Annotated in this window: 20 protein-coding genes; 12 read left to right on the top strand and 8 right to left on the bottom strand. The window is 40.7% G+C overall.

Annotated features, from left to right (window positions below):
- Positions 1 to 19: 19 nt before the first annotated feature.
- From LVD17_RS13950 to LVD17_RS13920, 7 genes are all read left to right on the top strand, one after another.
- A complete protein-coding gene (locus LVD17_RS13950) occupies positions 20 to 343 on the top strand; it encodes a DNA-directed RNA polymerase subunit omega (protein ID WP_233767682.1) in 324 nt (107 codons plus the stop codon).
- Between the two features lie 11 nt (positions 344 to 354).
- The gene (gene coaBC / locus LVD17_RS13945) at positions 355 to 1,557 is read left to right on the top strand and encodes a bifunctional phosphopantothenoylcysteine decarboxylase/phosphopantothenate--cysteine ligase CoaBC (protein ID WP_233767680.1); all 1,203 of its coding nucleotides are present in this window, start codon (positions 355 to 357) and stop codon (positions 1,555 to 1,557) included.
- The gene (porD, locus tag LVD17_RS13940) at positions 1,550 to 2,443 is read left to right on the top strand and encodes a type IX secretion system protein PorD (protein WP_233767679.1); all 894 of its coding nucleotides are present in this window, start codon (positions 1,550 to 1,552) and stop codon (positions 2,441 to 2,443) included. Before coaBC ends, porD begins: the two co-directional genes overlap by 8 nt.
- Positions 2,444 to 2,445: 2 nt before the next feature.
- Complete coding sequence (locus tag LVD17_RS13935; protein WP_233767677.1) at positions 2,446 to 2,661, top strand: hypothetical protein; 216 nt, start codon at positions 2,446 to 2,448, stop codon at positions 2,659 to 2,661.
- A 6-nt stretch (positions 2,662 to 2,667) separates the two neighbouring features.
- On the top strand, positions 2,668 to 4,323 hold the full coding sequence (recN, locus tag LVD17_RS13930; protein WP_233767676.1) for a DNA repair protein RecN: 1,656 nt from the start codon (positions 2,668 to 2,670) through the stop codon (positions 4,321 to 4,323).
- A 20-nt stretch (positions 4,324 to 4,343) separates the two neighbouring features.
- Positions 4,344 to 4,934 carry a hypothetical protein gene (locus LVD17_RS13925; RefSeq protein ID WP_233767674.1) on the top strand — a complete coding sequence of 197 codons (591 nt, stop codon included), beginning with the start codon at positions 4,344 to 4,346 and terminating at the stop codon, positions 4,932 to 4,934.
- 134 nt (positions 4,935 to 5,068) lie between these two features.
- Positions 5,069 to 6,505: an SLC13 family permease gene (locus LVD17_RS13920; RefSeq protein ID WP_233767672.1), complete on the top strand. Its 1,437-nt coding sequence runs from the start codon at positions 5,069 to 5,071 to the stop codon at positions 6,503 to 6,505.
- Here the strand turns inward: LVD17_RS13920 and LVD17_RS13915 are convergent.
- A complete protein-coding gene (locus tag LVD17_RS13915; protein ID WP_233767670.1) occupies positions 6,498 to 6,851 on the bottom strand; it encodes a DUF6249 domain-containing protein in 354 nt (117 codons plus the stop codon). The two genes, LVD17_RS13920 and LVD17_RS13915, sit on opposite strands and share 8 nt — an antisense overlap.
- 830 nt (positions 6,852 to 7,681) lie before the next feature.
- Between LVD17_RS13915 and LVD17_RS13910 the strand changes: the two genes are divergently transcribed.
- Together LVD17_RS13910 and LVD17_RS13905 are read left to right on the top strand one after the other, a co-directional pair.
- Complete coding sequence (locus LVD17_RS13910; protein WP_233767668.1) at positions 7,682 to 8,239, top strand: RNA polymerase sigma factor; 558 nt, start codon at positions 7,682 to 7,684, stop codon at positions 8,237 to 8,239.
- 2 nt (positions 8,240 to 8,241) lie between these two features.
- Entirely contained in the window at positions 8,242 to 8,775 is a 534-nt protein-coding gene (locus tag LVD17_RS13905) for an anti-sigma factor family protein (RefSeq protein WP_233767667.1), read from the top strand.
- Between the two features lie 78 nt (positions 8,776 to 8,853).
- Here the strand turns inward: LVD17_RS13905 and ahcY are convergent, their stop codons facing one another.
- The gene (gene ahcY / locus LVD17_RS13900; protein ID WP_233767665.1) at positions 8,854 to 10,155 is read right to left on the bottom strand and encodes an adenosylhomocysteinase; all 1,302 of its coding nucleotides are present in this window, start codon (positions 10,153 to 10,155) and stop codon (positions 8,854 to 8,856) included.
- 286 nt (positions 10,156 to 10,441) lie between these two features.
- Here ahcY and nhaD point away from each other — a divergent pair, with 286 nt between their 5' ends.
- The 3 genes from nhaD to LVD17_RS13885 all read left to right on the top strand — a co-directional run bounded on the left by nhaD (position 10,442) and on the right by LVD17_RS13885 (position 14,113).
- Positions 10,442 to 11,722, top strand: coding sequence for a sodium:proton antiporter NhaD (gene nhaD, locus LVD17_RS13895; RefSeq protein WP_233767663.1), 1,281 nt, complete (start codon positions 10,442 to 10,444; stop codon positions 11,720 to 11,722).
- Positions 11,723 to 11,853: 131 nt separating this feature from the next.
- On the top strand, positions 11,854 to 13,008 hold the full coding sequence (locus LVD17_RS13890) for a hypothetical protein (RefSeq protein WP_233767661.1): 1,155 nt from the start codon (positions 11,854 to 11,856) through the stop codon (positions 13,006 to 13,008).
- A 25-nt stretch (positions 13,009 to 13,033) separates the two neighbouring features.
- Complete coding sequence (locus LVD17_RS13885) at positions 13,034 to 14,113, top strand: trypsin-like peptidase domain-containing protein (protein WP_233767659.1); 1,080 nt, start codon at positions 13,034 to 13,036, stop codon at positions 14,111 to 14,113.
- 123 nt (positions 14,114 to 14,236) lie between these two features.
- Here LVD17_RS13885 and LVD17_RS13880 read toward each other — a convergent pair whose 3' ends face one another.
- The 6 genes from LVD17_RS13880 to LVD17_RS13855 all read right to left on the bottom strand — a co-directional run bounded on the left by LVD17_RS13880 (position 14,237) and on the right by LVD17_RS13855 (position 19,023).
- Positions 14,237 to 15,307, bottom strand: a complete 1,071-nt coding sequence (locus LVD17_RS13880; protein WP_233767658.1) for a hypothetical protein — start codon at positions 15,305 to 15,307, stop codon at positions 14,237 to 14,239.
- Positions 15,308 to 15,527: 220 nt separating this feature from the next.
- On the bottom strand, positions 15,528 to 15,866 hold the full coding sequence (locus tag LVD17_RS13875) for a ribonuclease E inhibitor RraB (protein WP_233767656.1): 339 nt from the start codon (positions 15,864 to 15,866) through the stop codon (positions 15,528 to 15,530).
- Positions 15,867 to 16,096: 230 nt separating this feature from the next.
- Positions 16,097 to 16,528, bottom strand: a complete 432-nt coding sequence (locus LVD17_RS13870; RefSeq protein WP_233767655.1) for a DUF4262 domain-containing protein — start codon at positions 16,526 to 16,528, stop codon at positions 16,097 to 16,099.
- A 182-nt stretch (positions 16,529 to 16,710) separates the two neighbouring features.
- The gene (locus LVD17_RS13865; protein WP_233767653.1) at positions 16,711 to 17,196 is read right to left on the bottom strand and encodes a hypothetical protein; all 486 of its coding nucleotides are present in this window, start codon (positions 17,194 to 17,196) and stop codon (positions 16,711 to 16,713) included.
- A 538-nt stretch (positions 17,197 to 17,734) separates the two neighbouring features.
- Positions 17,735 to 18,151, bottom strand: coding sequence for a hypothetical protein (locus tag LVD17_RS13860; RefSeq protein WP_233767651.1), 417 nt, complete (start codon positions 18,149 to 18,151; stop codon positions 17,735 to 17,737).
- Positions 18,152 to 18,255: 104 nt separating this feature from the next.
- A complete protein-coding gene (locus tag LVD17_RS13855) occupies positions 18,256 to 19,023 on the bottom strand; it encodes a hypothetical protein (RefSeq protein ID WP_233767649.1) in 768 nt (255 codons plus the stop codon).
- Between the last annotated feature and the right edge of the window lie 72 nt (positions 19,024 to 19,095).

Below are 19,095 nucleotides of genomic sequence, written 5' to 3'. Positions count from 1 at the left end.
TAACTTAATAAATATAACTATGGCTATTCAAGCATCTATTGTTACAAGAGATATGGACAAACTTTCGGCTCCAACCGGAAATGTGTATGAAAGTGTAGCAATCATTTCAAAAAGAGCAAGGCAAATAGCAGTAAACGTAAAAGAAGAGTTAAACTCCAAATTAGCCGAGTTTGCGTCTACTGTGGATAATCTTGAAGAGATTTTTGAAAACAGAGAGCAGATAGAGATCTCTAAGTTTTATGAAAGAATGCCAAAAGCGACCAATGTAGCTATCGAAGAGTTCGCCGAAGGAAAAGTTCTGTTCAGACGCAGAGAAGAGGAAGAAGGCGGCTTGCAACTTTAATCTGCTTCGGCATGCTCCAGGGGAAAAAAATTATATTGGGAGTATGTGGTAGCATTGCTGCTTATAAATCCGCTTTTCTGGTAAGATTACTAGTCAAAGAAGGTGCAGAGGTAAAAGTTATTATGACTGCCTCTGCATCTGACTTTATAACTCCTCTTACATTATCCACCTTATCAAAACATCCGGTTTATTCCCGTTTTATTAAAGACGATACCGGTCAATGGAATAATCATGTTGATCTGGGGCTTTGGGCCGACTTGATGGTAATAGCCCCGGCAAGTGCAAACACGCTGGCAAAAATGGCTCATGGCCTGTGTGACAATTTGTTGCTGGCCACTTATCTTTCTGCAAAATGCCCCGTATATGTAGCGCCTGCCATGGACCTGGATATGTATACACACCCCTCTACTCTGGGCAACCTTTCAATCCTTCGAGGATACGGCAACACAGTAGTAGATGCCGGACATGGCGAACTAGCCAGTGGCCTGGTAGGTCAGGGACGTATGGCCGAGCCTGAGGAAATTTTGAAGGAGATAAAGAGATTCTTCAATAAAAAAAAAGCACTGGCAGGTAAAAAAGTTCTGATAACCGCCGGCCCAACCTATGAAGCCATAGACCCGGTCAGGTTTATTGGCAACCATTCCAGTGGTAAAATGGGTTATGCACTGGCACATCATATGGCACTAAATGGCGCACAGGTTATATTGGTTAGTGGTCCTTCTCAACAATCTGTTAACCATGAAAACATTGAATTAGTTAAGGTCACTTCTGCACAGGAAATGTATGATACATGCGTGCGATACTTCCCCGATACAGACATTGCTGTGCTCTCCGCCGCGGTTGCCGATTATAAACCTGCACACACCGCCGATCAAAAGATCAAGAAAAAAACCAACTCATTAACATTGGAGTTGGTAAAGACGCAAGACATTGCAGCTTCACTGGGAAAATTGAAAAAAAATGGGCAGTTTACTGTAGGTTTTGCTTTGGAAACAGAAAACGAGCTGGACAACGCCCAAAACAAGATAAAGTCGAAGAACTTTGACCTTATCGTGTTAAATTCGCTCAATGATAAAGGTGCCGGATTTGGACATGACACCAACAAAATATCTATTATTGATAAACAAAATAATGTCCGCAATTTCGAGTTAAAAAGTAAAGCTGATGTAGCTAAAGACATTATTAACACAATTATAGAGGTAATACATGCGTAAATTAACCTTTACCGTACTATTTGTTTTCTCGCTTCTTCACTCAAAGGCCCAGGAACTCAACTGCAGGGTAACGATTAATGCAGACCAGGTTCAGTCATCTGACCGAAGAGTGTTTGAAGACATGGAAAATGCCTTCTCCCAGTTTTTGAACAATCAAAAATGGACAGATGACCAGTTCGAAAGCTTCGAGAGGATTAAATGCAACCTGATCATTACCTTGCAAGACCCAAAGAGTATTGGAAACTATGAGGCCACCGTACAAGTACAATCTGCTCGACCAGTCTATAACTCCAACTACGAATCCATACTTGTTAACTTTGCAGATCGGGACTGGCAGTTTGAATATGTGGAATCGCAGCCGCTGAATTTCAACCTTAATACTTTTAATTCAAACCTGACATCGATGTTGGCATTTTATGCTTATCTGATCTTAGGCATGGACTATGATTCGTTCAGTGAAATGGGCGGCTCTCCTTACTTTCAGAGAGCCCTGACCGTGGTAAACAATGCACAACAGGCCAATCGTCCGGGATGGAATGCTTTGGGAAACACCAGAAACCGTTACTGGCTGATAGAAAACCTCACCAATCAGCAGATGCAGGATATCCGCAAAGGCCTTTATAAATATCACAGGCTGGCCTTAGATACTTATGAGCAAGACAGGGACAAGAGCCGACAGCAAATACTTGAGGTATTGAAGAGTATCAAAAAGATAAGGGACATATACCCCAGTTCAATACTTATTATTAGTTTTCTGGATGCCAAATCAGATGAGCTGATCAACTTATTTTCGGAAGGCAATATCCAGGTAAGAAGAGAGGCTTTTGACATTCTTTCTACCATTGACCCTTCAAAAAGAAGTGAATACGAAAAAATAATAAAGTAATCGTGGCTAAACGTCAGTTAAGAATCTCCACTCATAACATACCTCAAAAGTGGCCGGAAATTTCGGGTAAAAAAGCTAATATTGTGCTTGGTAACGGGAGTGTTCTCATGGTAACACTTCTCAACCTGCAGGGCGACAGTCTGGAAGTTAAAAACATGAGACTTACCAAACAGGTTGTAGCACTGGACGGAATTTCTGAAATCATCATAGATTATTAAATCAGGATGCTAAAACATCTTCTAATCAAGAATTATGCGCTAATCCAACACCTGGAAATCACTCCATCAGCTAACCTGAATATCATCACAGGAGAAACGGGTGCGGGTAAGTCTATTATGCTTGGAGCAGTCGGATTACTGCTCGGTAACCGCGCCGACACCAAAACGCTGTTTGATGAAGAAAGCAAATGTATCATAGAAGGTCAGTTTGATGTTAGAAACTACAATCTGCAAAAGGCTTTTGATGAAGAAGAACTTGATTATGCAGAGGTATCTATTTTCAGAAGAGAAATAAGCCCCACCGGTAAGTCGCGTGCTTTTATAAATGATACGCCTGTAACATTAGATATACTCAAAAGGCTTGGCACCCGACTGATGGATGTGCATTCGCAACATGAGACGCTGAACCTCGGCAAACAAAATTACCAACTTGCTTTTGTGGATGCCTTCGCCGGCACTACCTCCCTGAGGCATGCATACAAAAAGGATTATGATGCTTATAAAAAAGCTCAGAAACACCTGGAGAAGCTCAAAGCCGAAAATGCGGAGATAAGCAAGGAAGCTGATTACAATACTTTCCTGCTTAATGAACTGGTAAAGGCTGACCTGAAAGCTGACGAACAGGCAGAACTTGAAGCATCCCTTGAAGTAATGGAGCATGCTGAGGAAATAAAAACAAAACTCAACGGCTCACTGGATGTCCTCTCCAACAGTGAATTCTCAGCCATTGACAGTTTACAACAGGCTAAGGTTTTCCTTGGTCAGTTGAGCAAGTATGGCAAAGGCTATTCATCACTTTTTGAACGTCTGGAAAGTTCCTTCATAGAGCTTCAGGATATCATCAGGGAGCTGGAAAAAGAGGAAGAACAGGTTGAGTTCAACCCCGAACAAACCCAGTTGATTCAGGAGCGGCTCAGCATGATCTATCAGCTTCAGCAGAAGCACCATGCAGGCTCTGTCGAAGAATTGATCAGCATACGGGAAGATCTTACCCTCAAAACTGACCGCTTCAACAGTATGGATGCAGAGATACAAAAGGCTGAGGCAGAAGTGGCTAAGTTAAAGGACGCTGCGGAGAAAAAGGCACTGGAGCTAAGTCAGAAACGTAATGCCGTATTCGTCAAACTTGAAAAAGATCTAGGCGAACTTCTGGCCCAGGTAGGCATACCGGATGCCACCGTAAAGATCACCAGCACCAAAAGTGAACTGACTGATAAAGGAATTGACCTGATCAACATTCTTTTCAGTGCTAATAAAGGTATAGCACCTCAGGAGCTTTCCAAAGTAGCTTCCGGCGGTGAGTTTTCAAGGTTTATGTTCTGTGTAAAGTACATACTGGCTCAAAAGATATCTCTGCCAACTATCATTTTCGACGAAATAGATACTGGTGTTTCCGGAGAAATCGCCCTGAAACTGGGTTCAATGATGAAGCGCATGGCACAGAACCATCAGCTTATTACGATCAGCCATCTGCCTCAGGTTGCTGCTAAAGGGGACAAACATTATTTCGTTTATAAGGACAGCTCATCAATAAAGGCAGAAAGTAAGATCAAAGCATTAGAAGAGCAGGAACGAGTCGAGGAAATAGCTAAAATGATCGGAGGAGATAAACCTTCAAGCGTTGCTTTTGAAAGTGCAAAGGAACTTATCAGCTCTAATTAATTTTTGTATATTTATTCCTTATGCAGGAAAAAGTCCCCGATATTATCGAAGGGTTCACCCATACGGAGTATCTCACGGTATTCAGTGCCATTATCTTTGGCTATGTGGGTGCAGAATATTTTCAGGGATGGGGTTCTATTATCAAAAATCGTAACCATATCCGTATTTATTGGCAGCACCTTCTATGGACTATTTTTGCCTTCATCATGTTTATTCAGAACTGGTGGGGTATATGGCCCAGAACAGCTGCCATTAACGAAAGCATATTCTTCTTCATTTATTCGCTGATCCCCATTTTCCTTTTCTACCTGATCAGTGTTATCCTCTTTCCTGATTTTAAAAAGAACGAAGAAGTGGACCTGAAAGAATACTTCTATAAGAATACCAGGTGGCTCTTCTCACTATTTGCAGTATATTTTATACTAACCATTATCAGCTCCTTTGTTTACAATGACATAGGGAATGTCTTCATTCAGAACGTCATTCGCTCTGGTGGTGTGATGTTGGCTGCAACTGCGGCATATTTTAATAGGAAGGTATGGTTACATGCCATATTTCTTGCCCTCGGCTATTTTATGCTGATACAGTTTTTTCTGGCATTGCCTACCTAAAAGAAAACAAGGCGCCAGGCAACTCTCTGGCTTCAATATCAATGACTTAAGTACATTCCATGGTTATGGAAAGTATCCGCCTTTTGCGCAAAACCATTTTTATAGTTAATTATGTCTTCTAAACCTGCTAAAAAATGAAAAGGCTTAATTGGCTATTAATTCTTCTCGGCCCCCTTATTTTCATTATTGTCTTACACTTTCAAGATTCTCAATACCTTACTCCTGAAATCTGGCGTGTTTTGGCCCTGACGGCCTGGATGGTCACCTGGTGGATAACGGAAGCGGTACCTATCCCTGTAACCGCCCTTCTTCCTATGATCATGCTGCCGCTGCTCCAGATCTTTAAAATTGCCGAGGCCACGGCTCCATATGCCAGCCCGATCATTTTCCTTTTTATGGGAGGTTTTATGATAGCCATTGCGCTGGAAAAGCACAACCTGCATTTACGTATAGCACTCAATCTCATCAAAATAACCGGCACCAGTGGCAACGGCATTATCCTTGGGTTCATGCTTTCCACGGCTTTGCTGAGCATGTGGATAAGCAATACAGCCACTGCAGTAATGATGCTGCCTGTTGCTACTTCTGTGATCAGCCTTCTTCTGGAGGGCATCAACCCTGATAAGGCTCACAAAAATTTTGCACTCAGTCTCATGCTCAGTATTGCTTATGCAGCCAATATTGGTGGAACAATAACCCTGATAGGTACTCCTCCGAATATTGTAATGGCAGGATACCTGAGGCAAATGCTTGGCTACGAAATGCAATTCAGCCAATGGCTGCTGATGGGCATACCTACGGGATTTTTGCTGTTATTAACTTGTTATTTCCTGCTTACCAGGGTGTTGTTTCCTAACCGGATGAAAAATATTGAAGGTTCCGAGCAGGTGATCATGAATAAGCTACATCAACTTGGTGCTGTTTCCAGGGAGGAAATGCTGGTGATGGGCATATTTGCTATAACTGCCATAGGCTGGATATTCAAATCGCAAATGAACCAGATTATAGGAAGTAACCTTCTTTCAGACACCACTATTGCTATGGCCGGTGGGGCACTTATGTTCATCGTTCCGGTCAATTTTAGCCGATCGAGCTCACTGCTGCAATGGGAAGATACCACAAAACTCCCATTGGGGATACTGATCCTGTTCGGAGGGGGTATGTGCCTTGCCAAAAGCCTTGAGGAGGTTGGGATTATCCAACTTATTGGCAATGCAGTAAGCGATTATCATGGCACAAGCCTGTTGGCACTTACTCTTGTAGTAACAGCAATTGTGTTGCTCATGACTGAGTTAATGAGTAACGTAGCTTTGGTCGCTATTTTTATTCCCGTGGTAATTGGTGTAGCCAATGGTTTGGATGTCAACCCTCTGATATTGGTGATCCCGGCTACACTGGCTTCGAGCTGTGCCTTTATGATGCCTATTTCCACACCTCCAAATGCTATCGTTTTTGCAAGCGGTCATATCCGTATGCGGGATATGATGAAAGCGGGGATCTGGCTAAACATTGTGGCCATCATCATACTGACAATGGCCACAAATTGGTTGGTAAACCTGATATTTATCTAGTCAGCCCCTCTTCACGGGCCTTTTTCTCTTCAATGATGTACGATAACCCCAGACCTATACCTCCAAATATGAAGAGCATGGAGAAATAGCTGAGTTCATTCATGTTGGTATTGGCATCTATAAAATACCCCACAATGAACCCCAGGCCTATCCCGATCAACAGCAGGGAGAACCTGAGCGGCCCGCTGGTATTTGCCCTGGATTTAGGCAGGTCTCCCGGAGACATTCCCTTTTCAATCATTGCGAGACGTTCTACATTGGTATATCTTCTTAAGTAAATGATCATAATTACCACACCTATGATGGCTATGATCGGAATAAAAATTGCAATAAATTCGATTTCCATTTTTTTGACCTTTTGTTAAACATTTGCCCCTTTGACGCGCCGGCTCCGATGCAGGTTACAACAATAAAAAAAAAAATTTGTCTATTAGCTCAACCCCACTCTATGACACATTAAAATGCACGGATCCTTTTCAAGAGATACCCGCAGGGAAGTAATGACGGGCGTGTTGCAAGATCCGTTACAGCCTAACATCTACCAAGTCATTCCACACGCAGCACAACGGAGATCAGGAATCCTCTTATTAGGTTTGCTGCAGAAATTTCGGTACTGCCTCTATCAGGGGATACTGAATATTTTCCATGAAGTTTGACGCCACAATTAAAGATTGTGCCTGCGAATGCCGTAGAGTCCTCTTCGAGAGACTCTACTGGGCGGTAAGACCCTAATGGGAAGTAGCTGCGGCTGAGAAGAGTTAAAACCAGCTGGCCTACTGTCACATTGAGGGACTACAAGGTGTTTAAGCATCCTGAAAAGAAACACCCGGAATTATTTGAAAGCACGGAACATCCTCCATTCTAATTTTTTCAAACTTTTGGAAGTTTAGTAAAGTTGCGATTCAGCTCTGTTAGCAGCTATTTTAAAGTTGAATTACCCATCAGAAAAGTAAATGTACAAATGTAGTTTAGCGCCTTAACAGCATTGAGGAGGAAGTTAGTAGTACACATCAGCCTGTTAGTGGAATTGCTTTAACAGGTATGCTTTTAGCTGAGGTTCAGATATCTTCTCCACTACTCAGTGAAAATTCAGGATGACAATGGGCCTGCCACGTATCCATTGAAAAAATTTAAAAATAGCTGTAACTTAAGTTGATTAACCTGCGTCAAAGCGGCGTGAAGAATTTGGATGATCTCATCATAATAGACAAGGTGCTGGGAGGCAAACGTGAACTCTATAATCAGCTTATAGAGAAGCATAAGAACTATGCTTTTACTATTGCCCTGAACATCCTGAACAACCGGGAAGATGCCGAGGAGGTCGCTCATGATAGTTTCATCAAAGCTTATCAAAACCTTGCCGGCTTTAACCGACAATCAAAATTCTCCACCTGGCTTTACAGGATAGTCTTTAATACGGCCATTACCTGTAAGAGAAAACAAAAAATAAAGAAAGAAAGCCTGGATACGGTGAAGTATACCTACTATGACAGCTCTGCTCCCGAGGTGGAGCTGCAGGATCAAAAAAGGTTTATTAAACAGGCGCTGGGAAAGCTCCCGGAAATAGATCGAAGTATACTTACGCTGTTTTATTTAAAAGATTTTTCGCTTGACGAAATCGCAGAAATAACCAATATGAGTTTTAATACGGCTAAAGTGAGGCTGCACAGGGCCCGAAAAAAATTAGCCGACGAAATGAAAACAATATTAAAGGAAGAGGCATTAAATTTATAGTTATGGAAAAGCCATTAAAAATAACAGACGAGCTGCTGCTGGATTATATAGACGGGTTATTGAGCAGAGAAGAAGCTGCCAGGGTCGAAAAGGCATGTGATCAGCCTCAGGTTGCTTCCCGGCTGGAGGAGCTCAAAAAGACCGACCAGCTACTGCTAATGACTGCGGCTCTGCAAACACCTTCAAAGAATTTCAGCAGTAAGGTAATGGCCAACCTGGATAAGCCCATAGCCAAAAGCGTAACTTATTCCAGAAAAAACGGGTTGATCATTCTTATCCTGGCTCTGCTAACCGTAATCGCCGGTTCATTGTACATGACAGAGAGCATGCTTAGTCTGGATATGTTTGATGCTGTCGACCTGCCTCAGATAGGGAACCTAATGGAAATGCCGGATGTTCAGCTTCCTGATAGTGTTAATTTAAAGATCATTACGGACGGGCTGCTGTTTACAGTATTGATACTTGCCCTGCTTCTGCTGGATAAGGTTGTTCTCAGACCATTTTTCAAAGGTAGAAGAACTGAAATGCAATATTGATTGAAATTCTGAGCAAAAACTAAAAAGGCTGCCCTTCAACAAGGCAGCCTTTATTTTTATCATCAGGAGAGTTCCCTATTAATACCTGTAGTAATCAGGTTTAAAAGGACCTTCTACGGTAACTCCGATGTATTTCGCCTGGTCTTCGCTAAGCTCTTCCAGCTCAACACCAATTTTTTGAAGGTGGAGTCTGGCTACTTTCTCATCCAGATGCTTTGGCAAAGTGTAAACTTTGTTTTCGTAATTCTCAGTATTGTTCCAGAGTTCAATCTGAGCCAATGTCTGGTTAGTAAATGAGTTAGACATTACGAAGGAAGGGTGACCGGTAGCACATCCAAGGTTTACTAATCTTCCTTCAGCCAAAAGAATTATATCATTACCATTTGATAATCTGTATTTGTCAACCTGAGGCTTGATCTCATCTTTTTCAGCATTTTTGTTCAACCAGGCAACATCAATCTCGTTATCGAAGTGGCCAATGTTACAAACGATGGTTTTATCTTTCATACTTTCAAAGTGACGTCCCACGATGATGTCTTTGTTACCTGTGGCGGTAACTACAATATCAGCTTCTTTCACCGCGTCATCCATTCTCTTCACTTCAAAACCGTCCATGGCAGCCTGAAGTGCACAGATAGGGTCAATTTCAGTAACGATAACCCTGGCCCCTGCTCCTCTCAATGAAGCAGCAGAACCTTTACCAACATCACCATAACCACCTACAACAGCTACTTTTCCGGCCATCATCACATCGGTTGCTCTTCTGATAGCATCTACGAGTGATTCTTTACAACCATACTTGTTATCAAATTTAGACTTGGTTACCGAGTCGTTCACATTGATAGCCGGCATAACCAAAGTACCGTTCTTCTCTCTTTCGATAAGTCTGTGAACTCCGGTGGTTGTTTCTTCAGAAAGCCCTTTGATACCCTGAACGTATTGAGGGTATTTATCAAAAACCATATTGGTAAGGTCACCACCATCATCCAATATCATATTGAGAGGCTGACCATCAGGAAAAATAAGGGTCTGCTCAATACACCAGTCAAATTCCTCAGCGTTCATTCCTTTCCATGCATAAACAGGAATACCTGCGGCCGCAATGGCAGCAGCAGCATGATCCTGAGTAGAGAATATGTTGCATGAAGACCAGGTAACGTCGGCACCAAGGTCCACCAAAGTCTCTATTAAAACTGCGGTCTGGATAGTCATATGCAAACAGCCTGCAATTCTGGCTCCTTTCAGAGGTTTCTCTTTTCCGTACTCTTCACGAAGTGCCATCAGTCCGGGCATTTCCGCCTCTGCAAGTTCAATTTCCTTACGGCCCCATGCTGCCAAAGAAATATCTTTGACCTTGTATTTTAATTTTTCCTCGATCATTATATTAGGTGTTTTATTTCTGTTTTACCAAATACAAAGGTACGATAAAGGTTCCAAAAGGACAATTTCGTAAAGGTCTAAGAAAGGCGATGCATTTCAGTTTAACAGCATACAAATAGTAACATTCTCACCCTCTTCGCATTAATCTCAAAAGCCACCCCGTTATTTTAACATATGATTAAACATCATAACACTTAGGTAACGGCGATTGTTACCTTTTAAGCCAATTCATCTAAGGTTACGGTAAGTGCCGTGCCTTCATTATCGTTTATAACAAGTTACCACTATGTACGATAGCGAATCAGTCCTCCTTATTAGCATTTTCATTATTGGTTTCACTGCCATTGCGTTCGAGCACAATCTCCAGGTCAACAAGAGCTGGATAGCCCTTTTCACCGGGTCCATCATGTGGATAGTTGTAGCTATTGGTGAAGACGAGGATCTGCTTAGGGAAGCCATGCTACATGAGTCTGCCGAAATATTTGCCCTCATTGTATTCCTTATGGGGGCCATGACGCTCGTAGAAATGATGGCACATTTCCGTTTTTTCACCTGGGTAGAATCCAAGTTGCTGATATTAAAAATATCTGACAGGCAGCTCTTCTGGCTGATGGGGCTTACTACTTTTATAGCATCGGCACTGTTGGATAACCTCACCAGCACACTGATCATGATCCAGATCGGCCGGCACCTTTATATCAGGAAACGGAACTTTGTGGTATATGTTATTAATATTGTGATTGCAGCCAATGCCGGGGGTGCCATGTCGCCGGTCGGAGATGTAACTACTATTATGCTATGGCTGGCCAGTAAGTTTACTGCCTGGCAAATTCTTTTTTATGGATTCATACCCTCAGTTATAGCATGGATAGTACCGCAGGCTATGTTAACTTTAAAAATAACCAATGAGGACCGCAAAAGCAGGGAAACTGAAGAAGTACTGCCCCTGCAGTGGAGTATTATATTTATTGGCCTTTTCACCTTTGGGTTTGCAGTGGTTGTTAACCTATTCCACCTTCCCCCTTTTATAGGTATTTTGCTTGGCCTTGGAGCCTGCGCAATTGTAATTGACTACCGCCTGAAAAAAGGAACACTTAAGAAAAGGGCGGGCCACATAGTAAACATCATCAAAACCATAGATATGGCCACCCTTAACTTCTTCATTGGTATACTGCTGGCAGTAGGCGCGCTCAACTACCACGGTGTATTGCGGGACGTTGCACTGTTAATTTTCGGAGATAACCCGGCCGCAAACCCTATGGCAATTATTATCGGACATACTTCACTGGGTCTGCTATCTGCTGTTGTGGATAATGTGCCGCTAACCGCTGCGGTTATTAAGATGCTTCCCGAAGGCATCACATTTACTTATTGGGTTTTATTAGCCATTACTGCCGGTACGGGAGGCAGCATACTCATTATCGGATCGGCTGCAGGAGTAGCGGCTATGGGCCAGGTAAAAGAGCTGACCATTGTCAGGTATGTGAAATTAGGCACATTACCCGCTTTCATAGGATATATGGCCTCAGTTGCATCGTGGTATTTGCTGTTTGGAGTTCATCTTTAACACTATATTTCATCAAATGCAATTATCACTATCACACATTTTTTTCAAAAAATCTTTATATTGGTGCGAGATAAATGGGAATTATATTTAAAAAATGATTCCTGATTTAAAATTTACAACAAACTAAACCAATGAACACATCTCCATCTTTTTATCATTCAGCCCTTGGAAAGACGGCTAATAAAATGAATGTAGGCTATTGGCCGAAAGTGCTGGAAGCTTATGACAACGGAAACTTTAAGGAAGCAATTACAGGTATCCTGAAATATATAGATCCTGACCTGGCCGGCAAAACAGGAAATGCCGATCAAACGGAATTTAATATTCCTCATGGGTCTGTTGTCGTAAATATTAAAATACAAAATGACCGGCTTCATGTCGAGGCACCTTTCATTAAACTTCAAAATGGCCCGGCAGTTCCCTTACTGCGTCAGGTGGCGGAGTTGAACTTCCACCCGCTTATGATGACAAGGATTATTCTGGACAACGACGATCAGCTTACCTTTCATTTTAGTTCGCCTCTTGGCATGTGTGAACCTTATAAAGTATATGATGCGCTTCGGGAGATCTGTGTCAATGCTGATAAATATGATGATCTGTTTATTGAGAAATTTCAGGCTGCCCGAATGCGGGAGCCTCAGATACAGCGATTTACCACCGATCAGTTAGATAAAACATGGCAGACCATCCAGGAGTATATCAAGGAGGCTGAAGACTATATTACCTACTTTGAAGGAAAGCGTTGGGATGCATTCCTTTATGATGTATTTCAAATACTGCTTATGAAAATTGATTTCTATGTCTCTCCTCAAGGTTACCTGAGGACTGAGCTTGAAAATGCCATCGCCGATCTGATGGGTCGCGACCCATACCCTGATCGTATCCACAGGGCCAAGACATTCCTCCAGAAACTTAAAAATTATGACAAGGACGAGTTCCTGGGCGATATTTATGTTATAGAGACGTTTGTGCCTTATAAATATACGTTTAACCTGCAAACGACAAGAAATAACTTTAAAAGAGGCTATGAAACTGCGCAGGACGAAATTAAGAAAGCGGACTACCTTGGCGCCACACTCACCCTTCTTAAAGATTTTTATAGTCTTTTCTATTACAATATGGTAGACGAGACGCCTAAAAACCTGATCACTTCTGCTTTGGAAAGGGCCGGAGGAACCTCATGGAATGATGCAGCTGCCATTTTAATGGAGGCTATGGAAACCATTATGAATGAGCAAAAGTATAATGCCCTTGCCGGAACTGATTCCGTGGCAACAGCCAGCTAATTGTCAAACCATTATTTAGATAACCATGAGTATAGAAAATATAAAATCAAACGTATATAAAATAATTACCTCCAAAGGAAGCGGAACGGGTTTCATATTGAAGGATAGAAATATATGGGTAACTAACTATCATGTTATAGCCGGAAACAGGCAGGTTACACTAGAAGACCACAAAATGAACCGCTATCTGGCCGATGTGATCTTCATTAACCCTGATGTTGACATCGCTTTTCTGGTGTCCGGACATGAAGCTCCTGATGCACAGCCCCTGGTTTACCAGACAGACAGAACAGTCAGCCACAGTGAATCTGTTTATGTGCTTGGCTTTCCGTATGGCATGCCGTATACCATTACTGAAGGAATAGTTTCTGCCCCCAGGCAACTGATGTCCGGCAAGCATTACATTCAAACCGATGCTGCTGTCAACCCGGGCAACAGCGGAGGCCCGGTGGTAGCAGCTGACGGAACTTTGATAGGTATAGCTACTTCAAAATTTCAAAATGCTGACAATATGGGGTTTGCCATTCCTGCAGCAGTGTTACATGAAGAGTTGGATTCCGTGAGTTCGCATACTGAAAAATCGATGGCATTGAAGTGCAGCTCATGTGCTGAGCTGATCACCACTCCTACGGAGTACTGTGCAAGCTGCGGTGTGAATATTGACCTCAAGTACTTTGACGAAATACCACTTACCGACCTGGCGCAGTTTGTAGAAGGAGCCATTTCCGGCCTTGGTATCAATCCCGTGCTGGCAAGATCAGGGGTTGAAGCCTGGGAGTTCCATCAGGGCAGCTCGCAGATCAGGATATTTACCTATAACAAAAACTACCTGTATGCAACCTCTCCGTTAAACAAACTGCCTAAAGGAAACCTGGAAGCTCTTTTGAAGTACTTGCTGAGCAATCCTGTTGAGCCGTATCAGCTTGGCATTTATCAAAACCAGATCTTTATTTCCTACAGGGTAGCCATTTCAGATCTTTATACTTCTTTCAGGGAAGAGATCAAAAAGAACCTGACGCAATTATCGCTCAAGGCGGATGAAATGGATGATTTCTTTATCAAGAATTACAATTGTGAGATGACGAATTTCTCTAAGGTAGAGTAGCGGAAAGAAAAAAGGTTACCTCAACAAAGTAAGCATATTCGGTACCTACCTGAGATAACTCCTAAACAAAAAGCTGAGGCCGCTGCTTTTGAAGCGGCCTCTTTTCTTTAGTTTTTGTTAAACTCACCACGCACTCTCTCCAATGTCATACCTGAAGCCAAAGCTGTAGTTTAGCGGCAGTGCATCCATCTGAAAAACGTGGTTCAGTTCACCATATAGTCCGAATCGGGAGCCCGTTTTGAGCTCAAAGCCCATACCCGGACTTAACCTTGGGTGAACTGTAAAGCCATCATCAATAAAACGATTGTCCCCACTGGTGGTGACATGCGAAACATCAATAAGATGCATCAGAAAATATAAAGTGCATTTTTCTTTCCTTACTGCATCAAGCTGGTAGTATAGATTCATGCTTGATACATTGGCTTTTTCTTCATCGTTGTACTTGTATTGGGAATGGTTAAAACCAAACTTAAGGGAGCTGCGCTTCTCTTTGGCAAAATAAAACTGAAAGCCGGCCATACCGCCTCCACCGACTACATCATCCAGCAGGAAAGTACCATAGTGTGAGTACTGCATAAAATACAACCAGTTAGGCTGGCGGCTCAAGGAGTTATCTGACTCCATAAAATATGAAACATCACCACGATTGTAGGCCTGGATCACCCTGATCAGGTCGGCTTCCTTTAATTTAATGTCTTTCAGCTTGCTAACCAGCTCCGGCCTGTCCGACATCAAAATAGTCAGCTGGCCAATGTACTTTTTATCATCCCGGTGATACGGAACATTGTCTCTTACTACTTTTACTTTGTTATTGGTCAGCAGGTGCATTTCGCCCTCCTTCTCTGCATAATACCTAAGCACATCCGACTTTTCCTCGCTGTATAAACTGATGCCTGTAGATTCAATGATCGATTGAAGGATCAAAGCTTGCCCAGAGGCTTTATCATAAACTTTAGAGACCAGCCTTCGTCCATTTTCCAGCACAATGTTCTCAACATCATTTGGAGAGTAGGTTTGCTTTCCTTGCCCGGCCTCCACTATAACTTTACCGGCTTCATCATAACTGTAGCGGATCAGCCCCTCTACCTTTTCACCATTTTTAAGAGTAACAGTTCCCCTGTCATTTTGCACCTGAGCCTCCGCCACATGAATACAGAAAAGCAAGACCATCAGAGCCAACACATTTAATTTCATAGTTCGATAAATTGAATTTTATTTAAGTATAAAAATTAACTAAAAAGTGATATTTGAATATTTTGCAAATAACGCCTTTTCAGCAATAGTAGTAACTTCGATTAAACATTTGTAAACAATAGATTTCACATTAATAGAGACCGACCGTTAATTGATGGTGAGTAACTTCCACGCTATTGAGATTATGGACAGTTGGCAAGCTCAATCTATTCGCATCAATTTATGGCTTCCATGTATCAAAGCCATCATAAAACATGCCCTTTTGAGTAATAGCCAGCTCATAAAATTCATTATTTCTTCTCATTAGGCTATTCACATTATGTTTCTCTACTTTTTCTACTTGTAAATAGTACTCTTGAACATTACTTCCTTCTTCCATTTCTGCTTTAAAAATATCTACAAAATCATAGCCCTTTGACTTTAATACTTCGGCAAAGGATTGGAGTTTTTTAAAGTCAAAGTCTATAAAAATGATATTCCCATAGTAATTAAAGCCGCTAGGCTTAGGGCCCTGTAAAGTAAAAAAGCCTCGTATTGCGACAAGGCTTCTATATTTCAATTCATCTTGGAAGTAAATTCCTAGGTTTCTAGTTTGCCGTGTCACAGACACTTTATTTCATTTACAAGTTCTTAGCCACCCTACCGGAAGACTAAGGACAGCTGGGAACATTTCCTGAGTGCATTTTCAAGGTTCTTGCATCCTGTAGCCACTGGTATCCCTTCTTTCCTTCCCTGACTGAGTCTGTTCTTGCCTCCATGTCCAAACAAAAAAATAATTTCACAAGCACTCTAATTATTGAATAAAATATCCTGATTAATAACCATTTCCGCTTCCCACGGAAAGAGGTTATCTCTATTAGGCCATGCACATTGTAGCATTGGAAAGTTATTACCCTTATAATACCAAAGAGCCTTCCCAAAGTACTCTGCATACTTTGATTTATCTACCAAACCAAAGTAACAGCTGTATCCTTCTATATAATCTACTGACTTCATATTGGAACTCATTCTTTTACCATTCTTTATATCTTCAACAATATGACTCAGGATCGGACAACTTATCTCTCGAGGCAAACCTGATATAACCAATTCGGGTACATTATATGTTCTATATAATCCGATTGTATAGGAAAATTGGTAGCTCTCACTTCCTTCAAACACATTGATAATGTGCCAACCATAAGATTTTATATCACTGACTATTTTTTCTTCGCTTGTCATTTTTTGCTTTTTTATGTACAATCACTTCTTTTCACGCAATCACTAAACTCCTCATTAGCATTTTCTTTTTGTTCTTCTTCATGCTGGATCAGTTGGAGTCTATAGTCATAAATGATAAAAACCCTGCATCTCTGCAAGGCTTTTCATGTAATTCCTCTAGGCAAAACCATTGCAAACTGAAACTACCTAACACCCATAATAAACGCGCTATCAGGTACCCAGTCTCCTTTTAATCTACTTAAACTGCCATAAGCAATAGCTCCTGAAATATCAAATTCCACATATATATAAGCAGAATCGCCAACAATATTTACTTCTTTAAACTCATAAATTGGTATGTTCATCGTATTCACTGAATCCTTTTCACTCTTAATTTCTAAAGTATCACCGCCTTGAATGTAAGGAGGTAACTTGCAATCATCATAATCACTATTAAAATCTATAAGAATAACCGCAAATACTTTTTTTACGTTTTTCAACCTTGAATATCTAATAAGATCAGGATTATTTAAAACTGTTTCAATCAACTTTTTCTTGTCTAAACATATTGAATCAAATTCTATATTAACCATCGCTATTGGCTTTTTCGAATTGATGTCTTTCTTATCATGAGTACAACATAAAAAAACAGAAAGTACTACTATAAAAATTAGACTGATATTTTTCATATATAAAATTAATCTACCTTATTAAAATCATCTCCATCCCATTCATACGTCCCTTCTTCCAGAGAATCAAAATTGTTAATAAATTAATTAACGGTTTTAGGTTTTTCTTAGCTTCCTCCTTTTTTCTTGCTCACTTTTATTTCTCAACCCAATTGTTGAGAAATTCCTTTAAATCAGCTTTCGAAATTACCTTACCATAAACCTCTCTCAAAAGTATTGTCACCGCAAGGAAAAAATAATGCCTAATCCCTATTCAGATAAGCTGCCGGGACAGTGCTTCCCGCATTGTTACCTGCTACCATCATACTATTATCATCCGCTCTGCTAAAAGCATTATACGTCGATTACTCGTAGGTATTTCCACTATTGGCTTCGCCAAAAAGCCCCAGCAACAGCCTTAGTAATGATGGGGATTGAATATCTCTACAGAATAAAGTAAAATATTAGTCTTACTTCTCCCGATGCTCATAGAAAAAAGCCCTGCATTTACTGCAAGGCTTTCTATATTTTATACTTTGAACCAGAATGGGCATACGTATCAGTAATTATGGGTAGTTAAGTAAAATACCCTTTCCATATATTTTTTATCCTCGACTTGAAATGGGAGTTTTTTTGGCGAAACAGTTATGTTATTCGCAATTATATTTATTAACTTTTCCATAAGTTGGTCATTAACTTTTACCGAATCTGATGAATAAAGTCTAATAATTGCATGTTCTTCTATGTCAATGACGGCATTGACCGAGATCAGCCTTGCATCTCTTAATTTTTTTCTTTCATTTTTCGTGAAATACTTTCTTAAATTTTTATTAACGAAGTCGTTTGGGTTCGGGTCAAAATAAACCAAATAATGATGATGATCAACAGAGTCTGATGCTGAAGAATCTTCTCTCTGCGCATAAACAACAGAGGAACTAATTAAGAATAGTAACAATAACGCTATAAAAAATCTCATTTCTTTACTGCTTCATAAATTTATCCCATACCAATGGTATGAAAAGATATTGGCCACCTCACAGAAAACGACCGACTGAAAGAGCTAATATAATAGCCTTAAAATCAATTTTTATATATATTAAACAGATCTGGATGTATTCTACTATTACTTAACTCATTTTCATAAATACCTTGAAATAACCAGAGATACGCAAAATAATCATGATTAACGTGAGGAATTCGAGGAGAGATTGCACGAAGAGGTACTTTTCCTCTAGTTAAATCTGTAAACCCATCTAAAATATTAAACTCTAAGTCCAATTTTCTGATATCTGCTGAAGTTCCGGCAAATATCGCATTCACCCTTCCTTCCTCATTATAAAATAGTTTGTCAACAAACAAGGCCTTTCCTGCCTCATAATATACGATACACTTAGTCTTTAGATTCTTATCTAGCACCATTACTGAGTGGATTTCGTTAAAGTCACCATTCCTAATTAAGTCAATTTCCGCATACGGCAGAAAATCACTTCTCGATCCTTTTAGCTTAAAACCAACGTATAAAATAATGCTATCATTTTCAATAAAAACCCCACGATTATCATAGACCTCATTACTTGAACCTATTTGCTCCTTCATAAAAAAAAAATTAGTTTCTCCTGACACTACACTATTAAAAATATAAGTGCTTCCATTATAGCCAATAGCGAAATTACCAGATTGGACTTTGGTCAGATCAAAATCAGTGGATAGCGAATCAACAAACCCGTTCTCTATAACTATAAAATTCTCACTCTCAGATAGAATATTCGGAAATTTAAGTTGCGAATATGCATTAGATTGACACATCATAAAAACGGCAATAGTTGCAATTATTCTTATAACTCTCATTATATACTCTATTTATTGGTAACACGTCATGGGTAAGTAAAAAGCCCTGCACATTGCAAGACTTTCCATTTT

The organism is Fulvivirga ulvae, from assembly GCF_021389975.1.
Lineage (GTDB): Bacteria > Bacteroidota > Bacteroidia > Cytophagales > Cyclobacteriaceae > Fulvivirga > Fulvivirga ulvae.
This window is presented reverse-complemented; position numbering and strand designations above follow the sequence as displayed.

Bases quoted from the DNA above. Each gene is read 5' to 3' on its own strand.
- nhaD (WP_233767663.1), top strand. From the start codon at position 10,442: ATGTACGATAGCGAATCAGTCCTCCTTATTAGCATTTTCATTATTGGT.
- LVD17_RS13925 (WP_233767674.1), top strand. From the start codon at position 4,344: ATGCAGGAAAAAGTCCCCGATATTATCGAAGGGTTCACCCATACGGAG.
- ahcY (WP_233767665.1), bottom strand. From the start codon at position 10,155: ATGATCGAGGAAAAATTAAAATACAAGGTCAAAGATATTTCTTTGGCA.
- LVD17_RS13855 (WP_233767649.1), bottom strand. From the start codon at position 19,023: ATGAGAGTTATAAGAATAATTGCAACTATTGCCGTTTTTATGATGTGT.
- LVD17_RS13860 (WP_233767651.1), bottom strand. From the start codon at position 18,151: ATGAGATTTTTTATAGCGTTATTGTTACTATTCTTAATTAGTTCCTCT.
- porD (WP_233767679.1), top strand. From the start codon at position 1,550: ATGCGTAAATTAACCTTTACCGTACTATTTGTTTTCTCGCTTCTTCAC.
- LVD17_RS13870 (WP_233767655.1), bottom strand. From the start codon at position 16,528: ATGACAAGCGAAGAAAAAATAGTCAGTGATATAAAATCTTATGGTTGG.
- LVD17_RS13905 (WP_233767667.1), top strand. From the start codon at position 8,242: ATGGAAAAGCCATTAAAAATAACAGACGAGCTGCTGCTGGATTATATA.
- LVD17_RS13880 (WP_233767658.1), bottom strand. From the start codon at position 15,307: ATGAAATTAAATGTGTTGGCTCTGATGGTCTTGCTTTTCTGTATTCAT.
- coaBC (WP_233767680.1), top strand. From the start codon at position 355: ATGCTCCAGGGGAAAAAAATTATATTGGGAGTATGTGGTAGCATTGCT.
- LVD17_RS13890 (WP_233767661.1), top strand. From the start codon at position 11,854: ATGAACACATCTCCATCTTTTTATCATTCAGCCCTTGGAAAGACGGCT.
- LVD17_RS13865 (WP_233767653.1), bottom strand. From the start codon at position 17,196: ATGAAAAATATCAGTCTAATTTTTATAGTAGTACTTTCTGTTTTTTTA.
- LVD17_RS13885 (WP_233767659.1), top strand. From the start codon at position 13,034: ATGAGTATAGAAAATATAAAATCAAACGTATATAAAATAATTACCTCC.
- LVD17_RS13915 (WP_233767670.1), bottom strand. From the start codon at position 6,851: ATGGAAATCGAATTTATTGCAATTTTTATTCCGATCATAGCCATCATA.
- LVD17_RS13950 (WP_233767682.1), top strand. From the start codon at position 20: ATGGCTATTCAAGCATCTATTGTTACAAGAGATATGGACAAACTTTCG.
- recN (WP_233767676.1), top strand. From the start codon at position 2,668: ATGCTAAAACATCTTCTAATCAAGAATTATGCGCTAATCCAACACCTG.
- LVD17_RS13920 (WP_233767672.1), top strand. From the start codon at position 5,069: ATGAAAAGGCTTAATTGGCTATTAATTCTTCTCGGCCCCCTTATTTTC.